This is a genomic window from Arthrobacter sp. ISL-72, from assembly GCF_018613755.1.
Classification (GTDB): domain Bacteria; phylum Actinomycetota; class Actinomycetes; order Actinomycetales; family Micrococcaceae; genus Arthrobacter.
Genome location: NZ_JAGGPP010000027.1, coordinates 129,703 through 153,561, shown reverse-complemented (window position 1 = coordinate 153,561; position 23,859 = coordinate 129,703). Strand labels below are relative to the sequence as shown.

Genomic DNA, 23,859 nt, shown 5'->3' with positions numbered 1-23,859 from the left:
TCCCAAACTTGCTTCGTCCCCCCAAGGAGGACAACGATGTCCCAGCTTCCAGAACTCGTCATCGCCCACGGCACCGTGGTCAACAGCTCCGGCCGCCGGAACGCCCATGTGGTGGTCCGCGACGGCCGGATCGAACAACTGATCGACGCCACGGAACCCGTTCCCGCGGCCCTGCGCACCATCGATGCCGCCGGCCGGCTGGTGGTCCCCGGCGGTGTGGACGGCCACTGCCATGTGGCGCAGGTGACCGGCCGCTTCCGCACCCTTGACGATTACCGGACCACCTCCATCGCCGCGCTGTGGGGCGGCACCACCACCATCATCGACTTCGGTATTCCCCGCGATGCACAGGAAACGCCGCTGGCTGCGGCCCTCCACAAGAAGGAACTGGCGCGGGAGTCCCGCTGCGACGTCGCGCTCCACGGGTCGGTGGTGAGCTGGGACGAAACAGTGCCGTGGCAGCTGGAGCAGCTGGCCGCGGAAGGCGTTCGCTCCGTGAAGATGTACACCACGAACCGCGGCACCACCATGGCGGACGGGGACACCATTTTGAAGGTCATGCGCGAGATGGTCCGGCTGGACGGCCTCACCTATATCCACGCCGAACACGATCCCATCATCAGCGACTGCACCCGGCAGCATGCCGACGACGGCCGGATCGGGATTGAACACCTGCACCGGACGCGGCCTGAGCTGGCCGAGGAAATCTCGGTCAAGGAAACCCTGGCCATGGCCGAGTACACCAACGCGCCTGTCTACTTCGTGCACCAGTCCACGCCGGGCGCCGTGGACCTGGTCACCGAGGCCAGGGCCCGCGGCCTGGAGGCCTACTCCGAAACGTGCCCGCACTACCTCACCCTGGACGAGACCGTGTACGGCTCCGCGTTTCCGGAGTGGTACGCCTGCTGCCCGCCGATGCGCAGCGCCGAGACGGTTGCCGCACTGAATAACCGGCTGGCCGGCGGCGCCATCCACACCGTCTCCTCGGACCATTCCTGCTACGACCTGTCCCAGAAACGCGAGCGCACGGACGACATCCGGGCCATGCCGCACGGCCTGCCCGGAGTGGAAACGCGGATGCCTGTCACGTTCACGGCCATGGCCGAATCCGGCAGCTCGGTGGAGGACTTCGTGGAGGTCTTCGCCGCCGGGCCCGCGCGCATCAATGCCGTTCCGGCCAAGGGCGCCGTCGCCGAGGGTTTCGACGCCGACCTGGTGGTCTTCGACCCCGCCGAAGAACGCACGGTTGACGGCGGCGCGCTGCACATGGGAACCGATTTTTCGCCGTTTGACGGCCGGACGCTCACCGGCTGGCCCGCCGTCGTGGTGTCCGCCGGGCGTGTCGTACTCGACGACGGCGGTTTCCACGATCCCGGCGCCGCGGGTCGCTTCGTGGCCCGCAACGGCTTCCGCGAACACCTGTCCTCCGCCGCGGCTTCTGCCCCCTCTAACGTCCCCGCCGCCCACTAGGAGCAGCCATGCCTTCCGCAGCACGCAAGACCCGCATCGGCATGATCGTGCCGTCCTCCAACACCTGCCTGGAGCCGCAGAGCTACCGCATCCTGGGCGACCGGGACGACGTGACCATCCATTTCACCCGGATTCCCGTCACCCGGATCGCGTTGGACGACTCCTCGGACAAGCAGTTCGATCCCGCCGTCATGCGCTCCGCGGCCGAGCTGCTGGCGACGGCGGACGTGGACGTCATCGCCTGGAACGGGACGTCCGGTTCCTGGCTCGGAGCGGGGCATGACCGCGCACTGGCGGGTGAAATCGCGGGCGCGACGGGCATTCCGGCCACGACGTCCACGCTTGCCTACCTGGCCGCGTTCGAGGCCTTCGGAATCGAGCGGATCGGGCTTTTCACGCCGTACACGGAAGACGTCAACCGCTCAGTGGTGGCCTCCTATGAGCGGGAGGGAATCAAGACCATCGGCCACCGGGCGCTGGGCCTGAGCGACAACGAGTCCTTCGCCCGGGTCACGGACGATGAAATGCGTCCGGGATCGCTGGAGCTCGCGGCAGCCCGACCGGACGCCCTGGTCTACCTGTGCACCAACCTGTACGGCGCCAACATCACGGCGGAAGTGGAGGCGGGAACCGGCGTTCCGGTGCTGGATTCCGTGGCCGTGACGCTGTGGCACTGCCTCAAACTTGCCGGGTCCCCCTTGCTCGCACCAAGGTGGGGCAGGCTGCTGGCGGGCTGAACGCCAAGCAGCCCGGCAGGAAACCGACGGCGGCGCGCCCGCTGGGAGCGTGCCGCCGTCGAACCTGCACATTTCCGCCTGCCGCTTAAACGGCCGGTGCGGCCATCCTGATCTTGAGGGCGGCGGGCTCCACGCAGATGGCAATATGCTTCCCGGTGCCCACGTGGTCGCCGTCCAGCTGGAACTCCTGTTCGTGCTCCAGGGTGATCTCCGCCGTCTTGCCCTGGAAGTACTCCACGGATTCCGTCTCGTTCTTGCGCCGGCCGAAGATGCCCGCCACGACTCCCAGCCAGCCCAGCCGTCCCTTCGGGGAGAGGATCAGCACGTCCAGCACGCCGTCGTCGATCTTTGCATCGGGGAAGATCTCCACGCCGCCCATGATCCGGCCGCAGTTGCCGAACATCACGCTGCGGATGCGCCGGCCGATGGGGCGCTTCCCGTCGACGCTGACCTTTGCCTTCACCGGCTTGCCGGGCAGTTTCCGGATGCCCGCCTCGACGTAGGCCAGCCAGCCCATCCGGTCCTTGAGGGCATCCAGGGTGTCCGCCATGATGGCGGCGTCATAGCCCACCCCGGCCATGACCAGGAAGACCTGCTCGTCGTCCGAATGATCCAGCTTCGCCTTGACGACGTCCACGGTGGTCTCGGTGCCGTTCAGAACGTCAAACGCCGCCGACACGGGGTCCGAGATGTTGACGCCCAGATTGCGGGCCAGCAGGTTTCCGGTGCCCAGCGGAACAAGGCCCAGCGGAACCCCGGTTCCGGCGAGCACCTCGGCCACGCAGCGGACGGTCCCGTCGCCGCCAGCGGCGATAACGACGTCGACCCCCGCCTCCAGCGCTTCACGGGCCTGCCCTTCGCCCGGGTCTTCGACGGTGGTCTCAAGCCACAGCGGCTCCGCCCAGCCCTGCGTTTCGCAGAGCCGGACCAGCGCGCCGCGGAGCTCGGGGCCCACGGACTTTGCAGGGTTGACGACGACGGCGGCACGGCGGGTTCTCTGGCCGGCCTCGGCTGCGGGGGTGGCTGCCGGATCGCTGGTGGTGTCCGGCGCGGTGTTGTGCTGGGTCATGGACGTCCTTCACGGGCAAGATCGGGGGCAAGTCCCCACGTGAAGCGTACCGAATTCCGGGGCTTTCCGGCGTGCGCCGGGCGGCACGCGCCAAGTCAGTGCTTGGCTGAGAGGTCCGCGGAGACCAGCCGCGCCGTCTCCACAGTCGCCGCCCGCACCATGTCCAGGTAGGCCTTGGGGTCCGGCTTCGAAGCCACCGACTGGGCCTGGAGGGAAACGTTGATGGCCGCCACCACCTTCTCGGGGCCGTGGTGGACGGGCGCGGCAATGGACATCAGCCCCAGTTCGAGTTCCTGGTCCAACAGGCACCAGCCCTGGGCGCGGACGGTGTCCAGCACGGCCACGAGCTCCTTTTTGGTGCCGACGGCTCGGGGCGTGAGCGGCTTGATGTCGGCGCCGGCGAGGTACTCCTGCAGCTTGGCCGGGGGCAGCGCGGCGAGCAGCACCCGGCCCATGGAGGTGGCGTATGCGGGGAAGCGGGTGCCCACCGTGATGCCGATGGTCATGATGCGACGGGTGGTGACGCGGGCAATGTAGGCGATGTCCTGCCCGTCCAGGACGGCGGCCGACGTCGACTCCCCCAGCCGCAGCGACAGCTCCTCGAGGTGCGGCTGGGCCAGCTGCGGCAGGGACAGGCTGGACAGGTAGGCATAGCCGAGCTGCAGCACCTGGGCCGTGAGGGCGAAGGTCTTGCCGTCGGTGCGGACGTAGCCCAGTTCCACCAGGGTGTGCAGGAAGCGGCGGGCGGTGGCGCGCGTGAGGTCGGTGCGTCCGGCCACTTCGGTGAGGGTCATCACCGGGTGGTCGGTGTCGAAGGCGCGGATCACGGCCAGTCCACGGGCCAGGGACTGGACGTACTGGTCGCTGGCCTGGGGCGCAGAGGAAGGCGTGGGCGCGGTCTCTGCTGCTGGGTCGGTCATGATCATCAATCCTATAAGCGCGCCCGGCGCGAACGGACACATCCGGCCCCGCCGGCGAAGCGCGAACGGACACATCCGGCCCCGCCGGCGAAGCGCGAACGGACACATCCGGCCCCGCCGGCGGTGTGCGAGCGGGGCTTAAGTGTCCGTTCGCGCTGCTGCGCGGGGCTTAAGTGTCCGTTCGCGCTTGGTTAGGGTTCGACGGCGGGGGCTGCTGTGAGGGGGACAGGGACCAGCGCCTGGAGTTCCTCGAGGGTGCAGCCGAAGGTTTCACGGACGGTGACGCCATCGGGGCCGGTGAGGAACACGGCCTTGTCAGTGTAGACCCGGGTGACGCAGCCGACGCCGGTGAGCGGGTAGGTGCAGGCTTCGACGATCTTGGAGGCGCCGTCGCGGGTCAGGAGCGTCATCATCACGAACACGTCCTTGGCACCGGTGGCCAGGTCCATCGCACCGCCCACGGCAGGGATCGCGTCCGGCGCCCCGGTGTGCCAGTTCGCGAGGTCGCCCGTGGCGGAGACCTGGAAGGCGCCGAGCACGCAGATGTCCAGGTGCCCGCCGCGCATGATCGCGAACGAGTCGGCGTGGTGGAAGTAGGACGCCCCGGGCAGTTCGGTGACAGGGATCTTGCCGGCGTTGATGAGGTCGCCGTCGATCTGGTCCCCGGTGGCTTCCGGGCCCATGCCGAGCATGCCGTTCTCGGTGTGGAGCGTGATGTTCTGCTCCGGCTGCAGGTAGTTCGAGACCAGGGTGGGCTGGCCAATGCCCAGGTTCACGAACGACCCGGGCTTGATGTCGCGGGCCACCAGGCGGGCCAGGTCGTCACGGCCCAGCGGCGTTTCCGACGTTTGGATCGATGCTGTCTGGATGCTCATCTCAGGCCACCTTCACAATGCTGTTCACGTAGATTCCGGGGGTCACGATGACCTCGGGGTCCAGCCCGCCGGTCGGCACGATCTCGGAAACCTGGGCCACGGTGTGCTTGGCTGCGGCGGCCATGATCGGGCCGAAGTTCCGGGCGGTCTTGCGGTAGACCAGGTTTCCGACCCCGTCGGCCTTGAGCGCCTTGATGAGCGCGACGTCGGCGTGGATGGGGGTTTCGAAGACCTGGCCGCGGCCGTCCAGGATGCGGGTTTCCTTGCCCTCGGCGAGCATGGTGCCGTACCCGGTGGGCGTGAAGAACCCGCCGATCCCGGCGCCGGCGGCGCGGATGCGTTCGGCGAGGTTGCCCTGCGGAACGAGTTCGAGTTCAATCTCGCCGGCCTTGTATTTGGCGTCGAAGTGCCAGGAGTCGGACTGCCGCGGGAAGGAGCAGATCATCTTCTTCACCCGGCCTTCCTTGATCAGCAGGGCCAGGCCCTGGTCGCCCTGGCCGGCGTTGTTGTTCACCACGGTGAGCTCGCGGGCCCCGCAGTCCATCAGCGCGTCGATCAGTTCGAACGGCTGCCCGGCGTTGCCGAAGCCGCCGATCATCACGGTGGAGCCGTCCTTGATCCCGGCGACGGCCTCACCTACGGTGTCAATGAAATTCAGCATGGCCCTTAGCCCTTTCCGGTGGCGGAAACATTTTCAAGTACAACGGCCAGGCCCTGCCCGACGCCGATGCAGATCGCCGCGACGCCCCACCGCTCACCGGACGCCTGCAGGGACCGGGCGAGGGTGCCGAGGATGCGGCCGCCGGACGCACCGAGCGGGTGACCCATGGCGATCGCGCCGCCGTGCCGGTTCACGATCGAGGGATCGATGCCCCAGGCGTTGATGCACGCCAGGGACTGCGCGGCGAACGCTTCGTTAAGTTCGACGGCGCCCACCTGGTCCCAGCCGATGCCCGCCTTCGCGAGGGCCTTGTTCGCGGCCTCCACCGGGGCGTAGCCGAAGAACTGGGGGTCGTTGGCGTGTGCGCCGCGGCCGGCGATCCGGCCCAGCGGTTCCAGGCCAAGCAGCCCGGCGGCGTTTTCGGATCCGATCCATGCTGCGGAGGCGCCGTCGGACAGCGGGGAGGCGTTCCCGGCGGTGACGGTGCCGTTCTCGGTGCGGAACACGGTCTTCAGCCCGGCGAGCTTCTCGGCCGAGGACCCGGCGCGGATTCCTTCGTCGCGGACCAGGTCCGTGCCCGGGACCGGAGCGACGAGGTTGTCGTAGAACCCCTCGTCCCAGGCGGCGGCTGACAGGTTGTGCGAGTTCGCGGCGAACTCGTCCTGCGACTCGCGGGTTACACCGTACTTCTCGCGCAAACGCTCGGTGGCCTCGCCCAGGGAGATCGTCCAGTCCTTCGGCATGGCCTTGTTCACCAGGCGCCAGCCCAGCGTAGTGGAGGCCAGGGTCATGTCACCGGCCGGGTAGGGCTTCTCCGTCTTGGGCAGCACCCAGGGGGCACGGGACATCGACTCCGCGCCGCCGATCAGCATCAGCTCGGCGTCCCCGGCGTTGACCTGGCGGGAGGCGATGATGGCCGCGTCCAGGGACGAACCGCACAGCCGGTTCACCGTGGTGCCCGGGATCGAGACCGGCAAACCTGCCAGCAGGGTGCCCATCCGGGCGAGATTCCGGTTCTCCTCACCGGCGCCGTTGGCGTTGCCAAACACCACCTCGTCGATCCGCTCCGGATCGAGCTTCGGGGCGCGCTTCACGATCTCGCCGATCACATGCGCGGCGAGGTCATCCGGGCGGACACCGGCAAGCCCGGAGCCGAACTTCCCGAACGGCGTGCGTACGGCATCGTAAACAAAAGCCTGATTCATCAGTTCCTCTAATTCGGTGGGGTGGGGGTTGCGTCAGGTCCAGCGTTGGCCTTTGCAGCGTTGTCCATTTGCTGGAAGACCTGCTGGGCGGTCTTGAAGGCGGTGTTGGCGGAGGGAACTCCGCAGTAGATCGCGGTCTGCAGCAGGATCTCCTTGATTTCGTCCCTGCTCAGGCCGTTGGTGATGGCGGCGCGGATGTGCATGGCCAGCTCTTCCCAGTGCCCGTGGGCCACCATGGCGGTGATGGTGACCGCGGAGCGCATCTGCCGGGTCAGGCCCGGGCGGGTCCAGATGCCGCCCCAGGCAATGCGGGTGATCATGTCCTGGAAGTCCTCGGTGAAGGAATCCTTGTTGGCATTGGCGCGGTCAACGTGCGCGGCACCGAGCACTTCGCGCCGGACCACCATTCCTCCGTCGTAGATCTCCTGGCTGGTCGCGTGCGGCTGGACGACACCGTGCCGTTCCGTACCCGGCCGTTCCGTACCCGGCCGTTCCGTACCCGGCCGTTCGGGGCCGCTCACTTGGCTGCCCCGCGGGATTCGCTCCAGGTGATGAGGCCCTTGAGGAGTTCGGCGACGTGGCCGGGCGCTTCGGCCGGTGCCAGGTGCGCCACGCCTTCCAGCGTCACGGCGCTGGCGGTGCCGCCGCCGGCAGTGATCCCGGCTGCCACTTCTTCGGCGAACGACGGCGGCGCAACGGTGTCCTCGGCGCCCGCCACGGCCTGGGTGGGGACGCGGATGCTGCCGAGTTCGTCGCGGACGTCAAAGGCGGCAAGCGCTTCGCAGCAGAAGGCGTAGCTGAAGCGGTCGGCATCCCGCAGGGAGTGCAGCAGGCGGCTGCTGACCTCGGGCTCGCGGTCCATGAACCCGGGGGCAAACCAGCGCTCCGCGGAGCCCTGGATCATCACCGGGGTGCCCTGCGCACGGACGGTTTCGGCGCGTTCGAGCCAGCCCTGGGGGGTGCCTATTTTGGCGCCGGTGCACTGCACGGACAGGCTCTTGAGCCGTTCGCCGTGCTTGATGCCCAGCTGCAGCCCGGTGGCCCCGCCGAGGGAAACGCCGGCGTAGTGGAACCGCTCGCCGGGGGTGATCGAATCAACCAGTTCGACGACGGCGTCAGCCAGTTCGGCGACGTCGAACGTTTCCGTGGCGGCCGGTGAGACGCCGTGGCCGGGCAGGTCCCAGGCGACGACGTCGAAGTCGCTCCCGAGCAGGGCGCCGGCCCGGGTCCACAACACCGAGGACGTCCCCAGTGACGGTCCCACCACCAGCAGGGGCTTGTCACCCAGCGTGCGCTGGGGTGAGAGCAGTACGGCCTTGACGGTTGGTCTAGCCACGGGATACTCCGTTCAGGTCTGTTCGGGCGGGCAGGTCTTGGCTCGGGTCAGCCGGGGCGGGTTTTCCGGCGAAGTCGGGGAATGCGGCCAGGATGCGGCGGGAAATTTCGGCGGCCTGCCCCAGGTAGCTGGCGGGATCCAGGAGTTCTTCCAGCCGCTCATCCGAGAGGGCGGCGGCAGGGACCGCCTCCCGGAGCAGCCGCCGGTAGGTTTCAGCCTGCTCCGCGGCCGGGGCCTGGAGCGTCCGGTCCACCACATCCTGCAGCTGCTGCTTCCCGTTCCGGCCGGCGGTGTCCCCGACACCGCCCTCGGCAGCCGCCGCGTCGAGCAGCGGCGCCACGGCGGCGGACACTCCTTCGCTCAGGAGCAGCGGCCCGGACAGGTCCAGGTTGCGGCGCATGGCGTCCGGGAAGACCTGGAGGCCTTCGGCGAGCTCCCGAAGGTGCCCGACCGAGCCGAGCGCCAGGCGGAGCAGCTGCCGGAAGACCGGCCATTCGCTGTGCCAGGCGCCGTCGGGACGCTCATCGTTGAAGTTGGCCGCCGCCAGGTGGAGCTGTGCGGCCAGGCTGGGGGCCTGCAGTGCCGCGCTGCGGACCAGCACGGACAGCACGGGGTTCTGCTTCTGCGGCATGGCCGACGACACCCCGCGGCCGGCAGCCCGGGGTTCGGCGAGCTCGCCCACCTCCGGCCGGCTGAGGAACAGCACGTCGCTGGCGATCTTGCCCAGCGCATCCGTCACAGCCGTCAGGGAATCGCCCAGCGATGTAACCGCGAGCCGGTTGGTGTGCCACGGCCCCGGCGTCGCCGCCAGTCCCAGCTGCGCCGCCAGGTTGCCGGCAAGATCAAAAGGCGTCTCCACCGAGTCCCTGGTCAGGACCGTCCCGGCAGCGAGCGTTCCCGCGGCGCCGCCGGTCTGCAGCGGCAGCTCCACTGCCTCGAGCCGGCGGGCCGCGGCGGCCAGTCCGTGGAACCATTGCGCCGCCTTGAGCCCGAACGTGAACGGCAGGGAGTGCTGCGTCAGGCTCCTGCCGACGCACAGCGTCTCCGCGTGCTTGTCCGCGAGGGCGGCCAGCGCCGTCGTGATCCCACGAAGGTCGATGAGCAGATCAGTAACAGCGTTCCTGGCCAGCAGCATGAGCGCCGAGTCCAGGACGTCCTGGCTGGTCAGCGAGGTGTGCACCGCACTCAGTGCGCCAACACGGTTGTCTGTGTCCAGGGCCTTGACCTCGGCGCGGAGATCAGCCAGCAGCGGGATGACCGGGTTGGCGCCGCCCTGCGCGCGGACGGCAATACCGGCCACGTCGTAGCGGTCCACGTCCGCGGCTTCGGCCACCACGGCCGCGGAGCCGGCCGGCGCGAGGCCGGCCTTCTCCAGCACGGCGGCCCACCCGGCCTCGACGGCGAGGATCGCCGCGAGGACCGCCCGGTCCCCCGTCAGCACTGCCACAGCGGACGACGCCGACACCGGGCTCAGGAGCCCGACGTCGCCGTCCATCCCGCTTGCAGCAGATGTGCTGGCTGCGTTGGCTGCGTTGGCTGCTCCGGAGATGTTCACTGCGCGGCGCCCCCGGCGGCCGCACCCTCGAAGGCAGGCCCTCCCTCAAAGTTGAGGAATACGGTTTCGCCCTCGCCCTGCAGCCGGATGTCCCAGGTCAGTCCACCGTCGGCGTCCCGGCGCGCGATCAGGGTCTTCCGGCGTTCCGGATCCAGCGAAGACAGCAGCGGATCGGCCGCCAGGGCTTCCTGGTCCTCGGGCAGGTAAACCCGGGTGAAGAGGCGGTTCATCAGGCCGCGGGCAAACACGGCCACCGAGATGAAGGCCGCTCCGCCCGGCTTGGTGGGACCCGGGTTCACCGTGGTGAAGGTGTAGACGCCGCTGTTGCCCACGGCACTCCGGCCGAAGCCGGTGAACGTGTAGCCGTCCCGGACCAGGGAACCCGTCTGCTGCACGATGTTGCCTTCGGAATCCGGCTGCCAGATTTCCAGGATCGCGTCCGGGATGGTGTGGCCTGCGCCGTCGTACACGGTGCCCTGCAGGCGGATGGAGCCCGGTGAGCCCGGAGCGAGCAGCTCGCGGTCCTTGTCGTACGGCAGGGCGTAGCCGTAGAACGGGCCAACTGTCTGGCCGGGGGTGGGGACCAGCTTGGTGGGGTTGCTCATGTGACTACTCCTCGTCGCCGTCTGCGCCCAGCGCTTCGTTTTCGGTCCAGGTCCGCTTGGAGCCTGTCAGGATGATGTCCCACTTGTAGCCCAGCGCCCATTCGGGCTGGGTGAGGTCGTGGTCGTAGCTGGCCACCAGGCGGTCGCGGGCATCCTGGTCCACGATGGACTGGTAGATGGGGTCCAGCGGGAAGAGCTGGTCACCGGGGAAGTACATCTGGGTGACGATGCGCTGGGTGAACTCCCGGCCGAACAGCGAGAAGTGGATGTGCGCCGGGCGCCACGCGTTGAGGTGGTTCTTCCACGGATACGCGCCGGGCTTGATGGTGGTGAAGCTGTAGGAGCCGTCGGCGCCGGTGATGCAGCGCCCCACCCCGGTGAAGTTGGGGTCGAGCGGCGCCGGGTGCTGGTCCCGCTTGTGGATGTAGCGGCCGGACGAGTTGGCCTGCCAGATTTCCACCAGCTGCCCGGCCACCGGGCGGCCGTCACCGTCGAGCACGCGTCCGGCAACGATGATCCGTTCACCCTGGGGCTCACCGTTGTGCTGAATGGTCAGGTCCGATTCCAGCGCGTGCACGTCCTGGTGCCCGAACGCCGGCGAGTACAGCTCGATGGTTTCCGGATCCGCGTGGTGCAAATTCTTGGTGGGGTGGCGAAGGATGCTGCTGCGGTACGGGGCGTAGTCCAGCCGCGGCTGGGTTTCGGCCGGTGCGCCGTCCTTCAGCGCCCGCGCGTAGGCGTCTCCCAGGGCGTTGATCTCTGCAGTGAGATCGGCCTGGGTCTCAACGGCCCGGTCCAGGGGCGCGTGTCCTGCCTTCGGTTCGGCAGCCGGGACAAGCTCGTCCGTTTCAAGCTGAGCGTTGGTTTCTTGCGGCACGGCTGGCTCCTTTCTGATTTCTTGTTGAATGCTGCAGATGCTGGTGCTGGTTTTTCAGGTGCGGTGCAGGTGGTCATACTGGACGGCGTGCCGCACCGGAGCGTTGGGGGCGCCGTAGCCGTCGTAGCCGCCGCGGCGCTCCACCATTTCAAAGAACACGCTGCCCACGGTGGCCGTGTAGAAGTGCAGGAACTCGCCGTCGGCGTCCCGGTCATACAGGAGGTTGAGTTCGCGCAGCGTGGCCAGGAACGCGGGGTCGAGGTCGAACCGTGCGTCCAGGTCTTCGTAGTAGTTGGCCGGGATCTGGAGGAAATCCAGGCCCCGGTCGCGGGCCGCGCGGGCCGTGCCCACGAGGTCCTCCACGGCGAAGGCGATGTGTTCCTGGTAGGTCTGCCGCGCGGTTCCCGGGTTGGCGCTGTCCTGCTGGACCACGGGGGCGAGGTTCAGCACCAGGCGGACGGCCCGGTCGTCCGTGAGCATCACCTGGGAGCGGACCAGTCCGCTGGGGCTGGGCACCTCCGCGAAGGGCTGCGGTTCCAGGGCCAGGGCGCTGGTGTAGAAGAGCACGGCCTCATCGAAGTGCTGCCACGGCTGGGCGAGGTTCACGTGGTCGATCACGGCGTTGCGGGCAGCGGCCGCCGGGACCTCCAGCCCCTCCCCGAATTCATTGATCCAGGCCGCAGTACCGTCCGGGCTGCCCTGGCACAGGAAGATCTCGGTGGAGTCCGGTGCGGCGAAGCCTTGGAACACTTCCTCATTGGCCTGGCTCTTGCGCGGCACGGCGGGGGCCTTAAGCTGCTGGGCGCGGGCAGCCGCAATCACGGGGGAGTCGACGTCGAACCCGAGGGCGGCGATGGCAGGAGCGGATCCGCCCGCGGAGGGCGCCGCTGCCGGACCGGCCGGGTCCTGCTCGTTGATAATTACGCGCGCGTGGCCCATGGTCCACAGTTGCACGTCCTTGGTGCGGTGTCTGCCGTTGAATTCAAACCCCAGCTGACCCAGCACCTTTTCCAGGCCGGCGGTATCGGCGGCTTTGACCTCGGCGAAGTTGAAGCCGGCAGGTTCGGCCACCTGCGGCAGGGTGGCCAGTTCCATGGGATAACGACGGCGGCCCGGGGCCCTGTTCCCCGGGGCCCTGTTCAGGGTGGACTCCGCGTTCGCGTCCAGCCACTTGGCGCTTTGTTCCTCGAGCCAGATCAGCGACCGCATCGCGTCCACGGCCGTCCGCTCGACATCGGACTGGCGGAAGACGTCGTTGAAGACTTCCAGGGACACCGGCCCGGCGTACCCGGCCCGGATCACGTGGCCCATGAACTTGGCCAGCTCAAACTGGCCTTCGCCCGGGAAGACCCGGTAATGGCGGCTCCAGGACAGGACGTCCATGGACAGCTTGGGGGCGTCGGCCACCTGGACGAAAAAGATCTTGTCCGCGCTGAATCCTTCGATGGGCGCCGTGTCCCAGTCACGGGAGAGGATGTGGAAGGAGTCCAGGCAGGTGCCCAGGTTGGGGTGGTCCACCGTGTCCACCAGGCGGTGGGCATGCTCGTAGTCGTTGACGTACTTGCCCCAGGCCAGTGCTTCGTAGGCCACTTTCACGCCGTGGTCCCCGGCGAGCACGGCCAGCCGGGCCAGCTGTTCGGCGCGCAGGGAGTCATCGTCAATGCTGGCGGTGGCAACGTTGGAGCAGACCAGGATGGTGTCCATGCCCAGGCGGGACATCAGCTTGAACTTGGCGTCGGCACGGCGGAGGTTGGCGGCGAGGAGGTCCTCGGGAACGCTGTCGAAGTCGCGGAACGGCTGGTAGAGGTCCAGGGTCAGGCCCAGGTCCGCGGCCATCTTCCGGATGTCTTCCGGGCTCAGGGAGGACGTGACCAGGTCCTGCTCGAAGATTTCGATCCCGTCGAAGCCGGCGATGGCGCACGCCTGCATTTTTTCCTTCAGGGTGCCGGAGAGGCACACGGTGGCAATTCCGGTGCGCATCAGGCGGCCACCCCTTCCGCTGCCACAAGCTCCAGGAAGTGCGAGCGCATGCGGTCCTGGTCCGGCTCGAGCCCGGTGAAGATCCGGAAGGCATCAGCCGCCTGGCCCACGGCCATGCGACCGCCGTCCAGCACCTCGCAGCCCTTGGCGCGGGCTTCGCGGACGAGTTCGGTTTCGATCGGGCGGTACACAATGTCCGCCACCCAGTGCCGCGCATCCAGCAGGGACAGGTCCAGCGGCGCACCCGGGTGCGCCGCCATTCCGACGGGAGTGCAGTGCACCAGGCCGTCGGCGAGCGGCATCAGCTGCGGCAGCTCCGCCGTCGTGCGTGCCGCGACGGTGCTGTCCGGGAAGAAGCCGGACAGTTCGGCTGCGCGGGCGGCGCAGCGGGCGGCGTCCGTGTCCACCAGGTCGAGGCGGCGGACGCCGGCAGTGAGCAGGGCATATGCGACGGCGGAACCGGCACCGCCGGCGCCGAGCTGGACCACCTGGTCAAGCTTCGCACCGGGGAGGCCTGAGGCGAGGGCGGCGGCGAAGCCGGAGAAGTCAGTGTTGTGGCCGATGAAGCGGCCGTCCCTGATGGTTACGGTGTTGACGGCGCCGAGCCGGCGGGCATCCGGCGAAATTTCGTCGAGGTACTCCAGGACCAGCTGCTTGCACGGGTGCGTGATGTTCAACCCGTTGAAGCCGAGGCGGTAAGCGCTCTGCAGCAGGTCACCGACGGACTCGCCCGGCAGGCCCAGCTCCAGAAGGTCGATGGGGCGGTAGAGGTACCGCAGGCCCTGCACATCGCCTTCGCGCTCGTGCATGGGGGGCGTGAGGGAGGGCATGACGCCGTCACCCACGAGGCCCACCAGAAAGGACTCTGCTCGATTGCTCATCCGTTTAGCTCCTTTGACAACGGCACTCGGCAGGCCGGGACGCGCTGGGCGCCGGCGCTGCGCCGGGTGATACTGCTAACCGTACAGGAAATGTTCGTACCTTGCACTACTGTTCTTATGACGAACAAACAGAACCGGCTACAGCGGCTGCCCGCCCCGGCGCAGCTCATCGTTGCGGCAGCCTGGCTGCCAGTTCGGCGGCAGCCTCCTGGAGCACCGGGACAAGGGCCGCCAGGTTTTCGAGGCTTAGCCGGAAGACGGGAACGGCCGTGGCCAGGGATGCAAAAGCGTAGCCCTGGGCATTGAGGACGGGAACGGCAACGGCGCGCATGCCCAGCTCGTTCTCCTCATCCATCACGGCATAGCCGCGGCGGCGGACCCCGTCGATCTCGGACCGGAAGGCCTCCCGGTCCGTAATGGAAAATTCGGTGAGCGGCTCAAGCTCCAGCTCCTCCACCAGGCGCGCGCGCTCAGCGTCCTCGGCGAAGGCCACCAGCGCCTTACCCACCGAGGTGGTGTGCAGTGCGCCGAGGTGCCCGGGATCGCTGGTGACCCGGAAGGTCTGCGGGCCGTCCACCTTGTTCACGGTGAGGTGATGGTTTCCGTCGCGGACGGAAAGGATGGTGGCCTCGCCGGTCTTCTCGGTGACGCGGCGAAGGATGGGCAGCGCGGTGCCGGCAAATCCATGGTGGTTGGACACCCGCTGGCCCAGCTGGAAGACGCGCAGCCCCAGGTGGTAGCGCCGGCCGTCCGGCTCGTAGTCCACAAAGCCGTCGCGGGTGAGCGAGCCCAGCAGCCGGTACGTGGTGCTGAACGGCAGTTCCGCGCGTCGCGACAGCTCCGCCGCACTGGCCCCGCGGGGCTCGTCACCTAGCAGGACCAAAAGGCCCAGGGCCTTGCCCACCATGTCAGTACGCGAGTCTTCCTTGGCTGCGCGTGGTGCCTTCACTGCCCCGCCGGCAGCTGCAGCTGCTTCTGTGTCTTGATTCACACTCATGGCTCGATATTGCCACATCGTGAGAGCTATTTCTAGATAGTGATATTTTTCTTGACAGGTGATTGCCCTCACAGTCATGATTGCTACATCGCACAAGTAGCTCCCACCATGTGGCTACTCATCCGGGTCTTCAAAAGGACCACCAGCCGCCGCCGGTTGCGACGAGCGGCAGCTGAAAAATCCTGATCCATCCGCGCTGATTCATCCGCGACAATGTCGTCACACAAAGGAACACCATGAGCCAGACAATCCCGTCCACGACGCCGGGCATCGCTGTACCGGCCGGGACCCCGAAGAAGGCAGCACTCGCCAGCTTCCTGGGAAGCGCCGTCGAATACTACGACTTCTTCATCTTCGGTTCCGCCGCCGCGCTGATCTTCCCGCACGTGTTTTTCCCGAATGCTGATGCCAACGCCGCCATCATGTCCTTCGCCACCTTCGGCTTCGCCTACGTGGCACGCCCGGTCGGCGCCGTCATCCTGGGCCACTTCGGCGACCGCGTGGGCCGGCAGAAGGTCCTGATGTTCACACTGGTGCTGATGGGCGCCTCCACCTTCCTCATCGGCTGCCTCCCCGACTTCAACACCGTGGGCTGGTGGGCACCGGCCCTGCTGGTGCTGGCCCGCCTCTGCCAGGGACTGTCCGCAGCGGGCGAGCAGGCCGGCGCGTCCTCCATGACCCTGGAACACGCCCCGGACAACCGGAGGTCCTTCTTCACCTCCTGGACCCTCACCGGCACCCAGGGCGGCCAGATCCTGGCAGCCCTCGTCTTCATCCCCGTCCTCGCCCTGCCTGACGAGATCAAGTACGGCATCGGCTGGCGCATCCCGTTCTGGCTCAGCGCCGTGGTGGTCCTGGTGGCCTTCTTCATCCGCCGCACCCTGCATGAACCGCCGGCCTTCGCCGAAGCGCAGAAGTCCGCCGCCATCTCCAAGCTCCCGGTGGCCGATTTGCTCAGGCACCACTGGCGCGACGTCCTGCGTGTGGTGGCCTGCGCCTTCATCGCCGCCGTCTCCACCGTGTTCGGCACCCTGGCCATCAGCTACGCCAAGACCGTGGCCGGCGTGGACGGCACCACCACCCTGTGGCTCGTGGTGGGCGCCAACTTCGTGGCCCTCGGCTCCCAGCCGCTGTTCGGCATGCTGTCGGACAGGATCGGCCGGAAGCCCGTCTTCATCTACGGCGCCGTGGCCAGCGCCATCCTGACCCCGGTGTTCCTGCTGAGCCTCGAATCCGACAGCCTTCCGCTGATGTTCCTCGCCGCCATCGGGTTCTTCTCCTTCGGCTACGCAGCCTCCAACGCCGTCTGGCCGTCCTTCTACGCCGAGATGTTCAGCACCAAGGTCCGGTTCTCCGGCCTGGCCATCGGCACCCAGCTCGGCTTCCTGATGGCGGGCTTCGCCCCGGCGATCGTCGCCGCAATGGGCGGCATCAAGCCCGGCGGCTGGGTCCAGATCAGCATCTTCACCGCCGTCATCTGTGGCATTGCGGCAGTCTCGGCACTCACCGCCAAGGAATCCTTCAGGACTCCCACCCGTGAGCTCGGCCTGAAGTAACGATCACTGACAGACGCACGACGGCGGCCCTCCCCTCCCAAGGGCGGGCCGCCGCTGCTTAAGGTCCCTAGGTGTCCAGCACTTCGGCGAGGTCGTACCTGACCGGCTCTTCCAACTGGGCATAGGTGCAGGATTCCGGGTCCCGGTCCGGCCGCCAGCGGACAAACTGGGCTGTATGGCGGAACCTGTCACCCTCCATGTGGTCGTATTTCACTTCCAGCACCCGCTCGGGGCGGAGCGGGACGAAGGACAGGTCCTTGCCTGCGCTCCAGCGGCTGCCTTCGGCTTTCCTCGGCGTCCGATTGCCCTCCTCCTGCTTGGCCCAGGCCCAGGGGTGGCCGTCAAAGTCGGTCACCAGCGGCTGGAGTTCCTCGAACAGTTCCTGGCGCCGCTTCATCGGAAAGGCGCCCACCACGCCCACGCTGGCGAGCACCCCGTCGCCGCCGTAAAGCCCCAGGAGCAGGGAGCCGATCCGGTCCGATCCGCTGGTGTGCACGCGGTAGCCGGCCAGGACGCAGTCGGCGGTGCGTTCGTGCTTGATCTTGAGCATCACGCGTTTGTCCGGCTGGTAGGTGCCGTCCAAAGCCTTTGCCACGATCCCGTCGAGGCCCGCTCCTTCGAACTGGTTGAACCACTGCTCGGCTGTGCCGTTGTCCCGCGTCGTGGCGGTCACGTGGACCGGCGCCGAACTGGCGGCAAGCGCCTTCTCCAGGACGGCCCGCCGCTCGGTGAACGGCCGCCCGGTGAAGTCCTCGTCATCGAGGGCCAGCAGGTCGAACGCCACGAACCTGGCCGGCGTCTGCGCCGCCAGGAGCTTCACCCGGCTGGCCGCGGGGTGGATCCGCTGCTGGAGCGCGTCGAAGTCCAAGCGGTCACCGGACGCGCCCACGAGGACGATTTCGCCGTCGAGCACGCACCGCGGCGGCAGGTTAGCCTTCAGCGCCTCCACAAGTTCGGGGAAGTACCGGGTCATGGGCTTGCCGTTGCGGCTGCCGATCTCCACTTCGTCGCCGTCCCGGAAAATAATGGACCGGAAGCCGTCCCACTTGGGCTCAAAGCTCCACTTCGGGCCGGAGTCCGGCACATCGGGCAGGGCACTGACCGCTTTGGCGAGCATCGGCGCGATCGGGGGCATCACCGGCAGTTGCATATCGCCATTCTTGCCCGGCGGCCCGTTTCGCACCACCCCCCGCCCGGGACCATGTCCGGCTACAACGCTTTGACCGCCCCCAGCACCTTGGTCAGCGAGTCCTTCGCGTCCCCGAACAGCAGGGTGGTCCGCGGTTCATAGAGCAGCTCGTTCTCGATGCCGGCGAAGCCCGGACGCATGGAGCGCTTGAGGAATACCACCTGCCGGGCATCGGCCACTTCCAGAATCGGCATCCCGTAGATGGGCGAACCCGAGGACGTCTTGGCGGCGGGATTGACCACGTCGTTGGCGCCCACCACGAGGGCGACATCCGCCGTCTTGAACTCCGAATTGATCTCAGTCATTTCCTTGAGTTCCTCGTAGGGAACATTGGCTTCGGCGAGGAGCACGTTCATGTGGCCCGGCATGCGGCCGGCCACGGGGTGGATGGCAAAATCCACCTGAATTCCGCGCATTTGCAGGGCCTTGGCCAGTTCCGCGGCGGTGTGCTGGCCCTGCGCCACGGCCAGGCCGTAGCCGGGAACGATGATGACGCGCTGTGCATAGCCCAGCAGCACGGCGACGTCCTCGGCATTGGAGGACCGGACCGGCCGTTCACTGACCGCGGTGGACCCCGCCGTCGAGCCTCCCCGGAAGGCGCCGAACAGAATGCCCGCCACACTGCGGCCCATCGCGGCAGCCATCGCGCGGGTCAGGATGGTACCGGAGGCCCCCACCAGCGTTCCGGCGACGAGCAGCAGCACGTTGCCGAGCACCAGGCCCGACGCCGCGACGGCCAGGCCGGTGAAGGCGTTCAGCAGTGAGATGACGATCGGCACATCCGCGCCGCCTACCGGCAGCACCAGAAGGACGCCCGCGGCCAGGCCCAGCACCAGCAGCAGCACTGCCTGCGGCAGCCAGCCTGCCAGCACGACGGCGACGCCGGCCCCCACCGCGGCCAGCAGTACCCCCGCCATGATCACCGGCAGGCCGGGAAACACCACTGGCCGCGTGGTCATGAGCTCCTGCAGTTTGGCGAACGTGACGGCGGAACCGGCGAAGGACACTGCACCCACCAGCAAGGTGAAGGCGATGGCCAGCCGCACCCAGGCGTCGTCCGTATGCGCCAGTTCCAGCAGCGCCACCAGCGCCGCCGCCCCGCCGCCGACGCCGTTGAAGGCCGCCACGAGCTGCGGCATCTGCGTCATCTTGACGCGCCGCGCCACGGGGGCTGCCACGGCGGTGCCTACGGCAATCGCCGCAAGGATCCAGGGAATATTCTCCAGCCTGGCGGAGAGGAACGCGGTGGCCACGCCCAGCACGGCACCCGCGGCTCCCACCAGGTTGCCGCGGCGTGCAGTGCGCGGTGAGTTAAGGCCCATCAGGGCCATGATGAACAGCACGGCCGCCGCAAGGTAGAGCAGCGCCGTCCACGTGGGGCCCAGGAGGCTCATCGCGGCCCCTCCCGGTCGCTGCGTCCGCTACTCCGGCCGCGGAACATCTCCAGCATCCGGTCCGTCACCACGAACCCGCCCACCAGGTTTGCGGTGGCCAGCACGACGGCGAGCAGCGCCACCGCGAGCACCCACGGGTCAGACGCCTGGCCGGCCACAATGATGGCACCCACCAGGATGATGCCGTGGATGGCGTTGGCGCCGGACATCAGTGGGGTATGAAGCGTGCTGGAGACCTTCGAGACCACCTCGAAGCCCACAAACACCGCCAGCACGGTGATTGTGAGCAGGCTGATGCCGTCCATCAGACCACCCCCTCGTTCTGCGCGGTGGGCTGTTCAGTCTTATGCACGGCGGGTGCCGGTGCCGCAGCTTGCGGAAATGCCGCCGCCAGGGCCTCCGCCGTGGGCGGATGCCGTACGTCGCCGTCGTGCGTCAGGCAGGTCCCGGCCACCACTTCGTCGCCGAAGTCCAGGGCCAGGGCGCCGTCCTTGACCATCAGCGCCAGCAGGTTGGCGACGTTTTTCGCGTAGAGCCGGGAGGCATCGGCGGGCATGGCGGATGCGGCGTCCTTCATGCCCACCAGGGTGACTGTTCCCTGGCCGTCCGCGGTGGCCACCGTAATATCTTCGCCGGGAACGGACCCCTCCACGTTGCCGCCCGACTCCGCGGCGAGATCCACCACCACCGAGCCGGGCCGCATCCCCTGCACCATCTCCCGGGTCACCAGGAGCGGGGCGCGCCGGCCGGGGACGGCCGCCGTCGTAATCAACACATCCGCCTGTGCCACGTGCGGTGCCAGAAGCTGCCGCTGCAGGGCGCCGCGGTCCGCGCTCAACTCGCGCGCGTAGCCGCCGGAGGCTTCCGCTGTCTCGAGGTCGAGCTTGATGAAGGTGCCGCCCATCGAGGCGACCTCGTCCGCGGAGGCGGGCCGGATGTCATTGGCGGAAACGCGGGCGCCCAGCCGTTTAGCCGTTCCGATGGCCTGCAGGCCGGCCACACCGACGCCGAGCACCAGCACGCGCGCCGGCGGGATGGTGCCGGCCGCCGTCATAAAGAGCGGGAAAAATCGCGGCAGGCGCATCGCCGCCTCCAGCACGCAGCGGTAGCCGGCGACGAGGGCCTGCGAGGACAGGGCGTCCATCGACTGTGCCCGGGAGATCCGCGGCACGAGTTCGAGCGCGAAGGACGTCACCCCCGCGGCGGCAAGCGCCCGGACGGCGGGCAGTTCCGACGAGGGCGAGGCAAGGCCAGCGGTGACGGCTCCCCGTGGCAGGGCTGCCGCCGTCGCCGGTTCCAACGGCCGTACGTGGGCAAGGATGTCAAGGGAACCAAAATCGAGCCCGGGAACAATCCGGGCGCCCGCCTGCGCGTAGGCGTCGTCGCTGTGGCCCGCGGCGGTCCCTGCCCCCGTTTCGACCAGGACCTCCAGCCCCAGGCCGGCCAACTGTTTAACGGTCTCCGGCGTTGCGGCCACGCGTCGTTCACCCTCGCGGCGTTCCCGCGGTATGCCTAGCTTCACCCGCCACTCCCCTTCCAGCTCCGTCGCTGTCCAGCTGCATCGCTGTCCCGAGCGGTACTGGCTAGAGTCTATGGCCCACCCGGCCCGTTCCGGCAGGATCCCGCGGAAAGCCACGATCGTGCGGGCGAATAGTTTCAACTCCCCCGCCGCTTTCCTCGACACGTCCGGGCCCCGACGGTAGACATTAACGATGGCCACCATAGGTTTTCACGCATCGCATGAACAGATCAGCCCGGGGCAGCTGCTCCAGGACGTCCAGCTGGCGGAGCAGGCCGGCTTCGATGCCGCCATGTGCTCTGACCACATCGAGCCCTGGTCCGCGCGGCAGGGCCACTCCGGCTTCGCCTGGTCGTGGCTGGGGGCGGCGCTGGCCAGCACTTCGCTCCGCTTCGGTGTGGTCACGGCGCCGGGCCAGCGCTATCACCCGGCCATCATCGCGCACGCCTCAGCCACCCTGGCGGACATGTTTCCGGGCCGGTTCTGGATGGCGCCCGGTAGCGGGGAGAACATGAACGAGCACATCACGGGCGATGCGTGGCCTGCCAAGGAGACGCGCCAGCAGCGGCTGGAGGAGTGCGTTGACGTCATCCGCCGGCTGCATAACGGCGAGGAAGTGACCCACCACGGCCTGGTGACCGTGGAACAGGCACGCCTGTGGGACGTTCCTGAGACCAAGCCGCCCCTGATCGCGCCGGCCATCAGCGTGGAGACGGCCAGGCGTGCCGCAGGCTGGGCGGACGGCCTGGTCACCGTCAACCAGCCGCCTGCGAAGCTGACCGAGATGCTCGCCGCCTACCGGGACAGCGGCGGCCGGGGCAAGGCAGTGCTCCAGATCCACCTGTCCTGGGCCAGGAGCGAACAAGAAGCGGTATCCATTGCGCTGGACCAGTGGAGTTCCAACGTCTTCGCACCGCCCATCCCGTGGGACCTCCCCACCGCGGCGCACTTTGACGGCGTCAGCACCGACGTCGGCGAGGACCAGGTCCGCAAGGCCGTCAACGTGTCCGCCAGCCTGGACCAGCACGCCGCGTGGCTGCAGGAGTACACCGACCTGGGCTTCGACGAGCTCTACCTGCACTTCGTGGGACAGGAGCAGAAGCCGTTCATCGAGGCTTTCGCCGAGCACGTACTGCCCCGGCTGCGGGAGCGTTCTTCCCGGGAGGTGACGGCATGAGGATCTCGGAGACCTCCGATCTGTGGTGGAAAAACGCCGTGATCTACTGCCTGGATCCGGAAACCTTTTTCGACGACGACGGCGACGGCACCGGGGATTTCGGCGGCCTTACCCAGCGCGTGGACTACCTCGCCGCGCTGGGCGTCACCTGCATCTGGCTGATGCCGTTCTACCCCTCGCCTGACCGGGACGACGGCTATGACGTTACTGACATGTACGGAGTGGACCCTCGGCTGGGCACCCTGGGCGACGTGGTGGAGTTCATCCGGACCGCGAAGGACCGCGGCATGCGGGTGATCGCGGACTTCGTCATCAACCACACCTCGGACAAGCACCCCTGGTTCAAGGAATCCCGGAAGTCTGTGGACAACCCGTACCGCCATTACTACGTGTGGCGGAAGGACGCTCCCCCGGACACGTCGAAGCAGGTGGTGTTCCCGGGCGAGGAATCGTCCATCTGGACCCGGGACAAGGCAACCGGCGAGTGGTACCTGCACATGTTCGCCAAGCACCAGCCGGACCTGAACGTCGCGAACCCCAAGGTCCGGGACGAGATCGCCAAGTCCATGGGTTTTTGGCTGCAGCTGGGCCTTGACGGTTTCCGGCTGGATGCCGTTCCGTTCTTCCTGGAGCTGCAGGGAGTGTCAGAGGAGGAGGCGGCCAAGGTGGATCCGCACGATTACCTGGCGGCGCTGCGCAGCTTCCTGAACCGGCGCAACGGCAGCGCCGTGCTGCTCGGCGAGGTCAACCTTCCGTACAAGGAGCAGCTGAAGTACTTCGGCGGGCCGGAGGGCAACGAACTGAACATGCAGTTCGACTTCCTGAGCATGCAGAACCTCTACCTCTCCCTGGCCAGGCAGGATGCCCGTCCTTTGGCCAAGACCCTGGCCGCCCGGCCTCCGATCCATCGGGACAACCAGTGGGCGATGTTTGTCCGCAACCACGATGAGCTGACACTGGACAAGCTCACTGACGAGGAACGGGCGGAGGTCTTCGCCGCCTTCGGCCCGGATCCGGATATGCAGATGTACGGACGCGGCCTCAGGCGGCGCCTGCCTCCGATGCTCGACGGCGACCCGGCCCGCATCCGCATGGTCTACTCGCTGATGTTTTCCCTGCCCGGGACGCCCGTCCTTTTCTACGGCGAGGAAATCGGCATGGGCGAGGACCTGCGGGCCACAGGCCGCTCCGCCGTCCGCTCGCCCATGCAGTGGAATGACACCGGCAACGGCGGGTTTTCCACCGCCCCGGCCGACGAGCTGGTGGCGCAGGTAGTCGACGGGTACTTCGGGCCGAAGAACATCAACGCCGCCCAGGCCAAGCGCGACCCGGACTCCTTGTGGAATTTCATCGCCACCCTCATCCAGCGGTACCGCGAGAGCCCGGAGCTGGGCTGGGGCGACTTCGAAGTCATCAGTCAGCCCGAGCCCGGAGTTCTCCTGCACAGCTGCACCCGGGCCGGTTCAACCTTGGTCCTGGCCCACAACATGGCCAGCCAGCCGGCCTCTGTCACTGCCAGGGTTTCCTCGCCTGAAGAACCGGACCGGAGCTACGACGGTGCCATCCTCCTGGATCTGCTCGACGGCGAGAACGTTGCCTTGGCGGAGGACGGCGGCTTCGAACTGGAACTGGAGCGCTACGGCTACCGCTGGTTCCGGATTCAGCACCCCGCCGACCGGAGGATTCTCTGAGGGGCGGATCCTCTGAAGGGCGGCCTGAACGGCCTGCCGACGTGCCTTGGGCCGGGTGCCGGCCTGCCCCCGACAGCAGGGGCGCGGAAACCTAACGAGTCCATTACCGGCGTGAAACGCGGCGGCAATAATGGCGCAGGACACTGGATATGCCGGCAATTGCAG

At 67.9% G+C, this 23,859-nt stretch carries 22 protein-coding genes; 5 read left to right on the top strand and 17 right to left on the bottom strand.

Going from position 1 to position 23,859, the window contains the following annotated elements; all coding sequences use genetic code 11:
- Positions 1-36 precede the first annotated feature (36 nt).
- Both J7I92_RS19540 and J7I92_RS19535 read left to right on the top strand, forming a co-directional pair.
- On the top strand, positions 37-1,470 hold the full coding sequence (locus J7I92_RS19540; protein ID WP_214843196.1) for an amidohydrolase family protein: 1,434 nt from the start codon (positions 37-39) through the stop codon (positions 1,468-1,470).
- 8 nt (positions 1,471-1,478) lie between these two features.
- Positions 1,479-2,207: an aspartate/glutamate racemase family protein gene (locus J7I92_RS19535; RefSeq protein ID WP_214843195.1), complete on the top strand. Its 729-nt coding sequence runs from the start codon at positions 1,479-1,481 to the stop codon at positions 2,205-2,207.
- Between the two features lie 85 nt (positions 2,208-2,292).
- On the opposite strand, the gene J7I92_RS19530 is transcribed toward J7I92_RS19535, so the two are convergent.
- The 13 genes from J7I92_RS19530 to J7I92_RS19470 all read right to left on the bottom strand — a co-directional run bounded on the left by J7I92_RS19530 (position 2,293) and on the right by J7I92_RS19470 (position 15,168).
- On the bottom strand, positions 2,293-3,276 hold the full coding sequence (locus J7I92_RS19530) for a diacylglycerol kinase family protein (protein WP_214843193.1): 984 nt from the start codon (positions 3,274-3,276) through the stop codon (positions 2,293-2,295).
- Positions 3,277-3,371: 95 nt separating this feature from the next.
- Entirely contained in the window at positions 3,372-4,196 is an 825-nt protein-coding gene (locus tag J7I92_RS19525; protein WP_214843191.1) for an IclR family transcriptional regulator C-terminal domain-containing protein, read from the bottom strand.
- Between the two features lie 191 nt (positions 4,197-4,387).
- The gene (locus J7I92_RS19520) at positions 4,388-5,071 is read right to left on the bottom strand and encodes a 3-oxoacid CoA-transferase subunit B (protein WP_214843189.1); all 684 of its coding nucleotides are present in this window, start codon (positions 5,069-5,071) and stop codon (positions 4,388-4,390) included.
- Position 5,072: 1 nt separating this feature from the next.
- The gene (locus J7I92_RS19515) at positions 5,073-5,732 is read right to left on the bottom strand and encodes a 3-oxoacid CoA-transferase subunit A (protein WP_214843187.1); all 660 of its coding nucleotides are present in this window, start codon (positions 5,730-5,732) and stop codon (positions 5,073-5,075) included.
- 5 nt (positions 5,733-5,737) lie between these two features.
- Entirely contained in the window at positions 5,738-6,937 is a 1,200-nt protein-coding gene (locus J7I92_RS19510; protein ID WP_214843185.1) for a thiolase family protein, read from the bottom strand.
- A gap of 8 nt (positions 6,938-6,945) precedes the next feature.
- Complete coding sequence (gene pcaC, locus J7I92_RS19505) at positions 6,946-7,458, bottom strand: 4-carboxymuconolactone decarboxylase (RefSeq protein WP_214843183.1); 513 nt, start codon at positions 7,456-7,458, stop codon at positions 6,946-6,948.
- Entirely contained in the window at positions 7,455-8,273 is an 819-nt protein-coding gene (locus J7I92_RS19500; RefSeq protein WP_214843181.1) for an alpha/beta fold hydrolase, read from the bottom strand. The genes pcaC and J7I92_RS19500 overlap by 4 nt, the downstream gene beginning before the upstream one ends.
- Positions 8,266-9,768 carry a lyase family protein gene (locus J7I92_RS19495; protein ID WP_214843332.1) on the bottom strand — a complete coding sequence of 501 codons (1,503 nt, stop codon included), beginning with the start codon at positions 9,766-9,768 and terminating at the stop codon, positions 8,266-8,268. The genes J7I92_RS19500 and J7I92_RS19495 overlap by 8 nt, the downstream gene beginning before the upstream one ends.
- A gap of 56 nt (positions 9,769-9,824) precedes the next feature.
- Positions 9,825-10,433, bottom strand: coding sequence for a protocatechuate 3,4-dioxygenase subunit alpha (gene pcaG, locus J7I92_RS19490; RefSeq protein WP_214843180.1), 609 nt, complete (start codon positions 10,431-10,433; stop codon positions 9,825-9,827).
- A 4-nt stretch (positions 10,434-10,437) separates the two neighbouring features.
- Positions 10,438-11,310 carry a protocatechuate 3,4-dioxygenase subunit beta gene (gene pcaH / locus J7I92_RS19485; RefSeq protein ID WP_214843179.1) on the bottom strand — a complete coding sequence of 291 codons (873 nt, stop codon included), beginning with the start codon at positions 11,308-11,310 and terminating at the stop codon, positions 10,438-10,440.
- Positions 11,311-11,364: 54 nt separating this feature from the next.
- Positions 11,365-13,290 (bottom strand): bifunctional sugar phosphate isomerase/epimerase/4-hydroxyphenylpyruvate dioxygenase family protein, encoded by a 1,926-nt coding sequence (locus J7I92_RS19480; RefSeq protein ID WP_214843178.1) that lies wholly within the window; start codon positions 13,288-13,290, stop codon positions 11,365-11,367.
- Positions 13,290-14,171: a shikimate dehydrogenase gene (locus tag J7I92_RS19475; protein ID WP_214843177.1), complete on the bottom strand. Its 882-nt coding sequence runs from the start codon at positions 14,169-14,171 to the stop codon at positions 13,290-13,292. Before J7I92_RS19475 ends, J7I92_RS19480 begins: the two co-directional genes overlap by 1 nt.
- Positions 14,172-14,337: 166 nt before the next feature.
- Positions 14,338-15,168 (bottom strand): IclR family transcriptional regulator, encoded by an 831-nt coding sequence (locus J7I92_RS19470; RefSeq protein ID WP_214843176.1) that lies wholly within the window; start codon positions 15,166-15,168, stop codon positions 14,338-14,340.
- Positions 15,169-15,404: 236 nt separating this feature from the next.
- Between J7I92_RS19470 and J7I92_RS19465 the strand changes: the two genes are divergently transcribed.
- Positions 15,405-16,724: an MFS transporter gene (locus J7I92_RS19465; protein WP_214843175.1), complete on the top strand. Its 1,320-nt coding sequence runs from the start codon at positions 15,405-15,407 to the stop codon at positions 16,722-16,724.
- Positions 16,725-16,791: 67 nt separating this feature from the next.
- Here the strand turns inward: J7I92_RS19465 and J7I92_RS19460 are convergent, their stop codons facing one another.
- Genes J7I92_RS19460 through J7I92_RS19445 form a run of 4 tightly spaced genes read right to left on the bottom strand, consistent with a single transcriptional unit; the run spans position 16,792 to position 20,829 of the window.
- Positions 16,792-17,874, bottom strand: coding sequence for an ATP-dependent DNA ligase (locus J7I92_RS19460; protein ID WP_214843174.1), 1,083 nt, complete (start codon positions 17,872-17,874; stop codon positions 16,792-16,794).
- A gap of 59 nt (positions 17,875-17,933) precedes the next feature.
- A complete protein-coding gene (locus J7I92_RS19455; protein ID WP_214843172.1) occupies positions 17,934-19,307 on the bottom strand; it encodes an NAD(P)(+) transhydrogenase (Re/Si-specific) subunit beta in 1,374 nt (457 codons plus the stop codon).
- A complete protein-coding gene (locus tag J7I92_RS19450) occupies positions 19,304-19,612 on the bottom strand; it encodes an NAD(P) transhydrogenase subunit alpha (protein ID WP_214843170.1) in 309 nt (102 codons plus the stop codon). Before J7I92_RS19450 ends, J7I92_RS19455 begins: the two co-directional genes overlap by 4 nt.
- Positions 19,612-20,829 (bottom strand): Re/Si-specific NAD(P)(+) transhydrogenase subunit alpha, encoded by a 1,218-nt coding sequence (locus J7I92_RS19445; protein WP_214843167.1) that lies wholly within the window; start codon positions 20,827-20,829, stop codon positions 19,612-19,614. Before J7I92_RS19445 ends, J7I92_RS19450 begins: the two co-directional genes overlap by 1 nt.
- A gap of 190 nt (positions 20,830-21,019) precedes the next feature.
- Between J7I92_RS19445 and J7I92_RS19440 the strand changes: the two genes are divergently transcribed.
- Entirely contained in the window at positions 21,020-22,003 is a 984-nt protein-coding gene (locus tag J7I92_RS19440; RefSeq protein WP_214843165.1) for a TIGR03885 family FMN-dependent LLM class oxidoreductase, read from the top strand.
- A complete protein-coding gene (locus J7I92_RS19435; protein ID WP_214843163.1) occupies positions 22,000-23,694 on the top strand; it encodes an alpha-amylase family protein in 1,695 nt (564 codons plus the stop codon). The genes J7I92_RS19440 and J7I92_RS19435 overlap by 4 nt, the downstream gene beginning before the upstream one ends.
- The last annotated feature ends 165 nt before the right edge of the window (positions 23,695-23,859 follow it).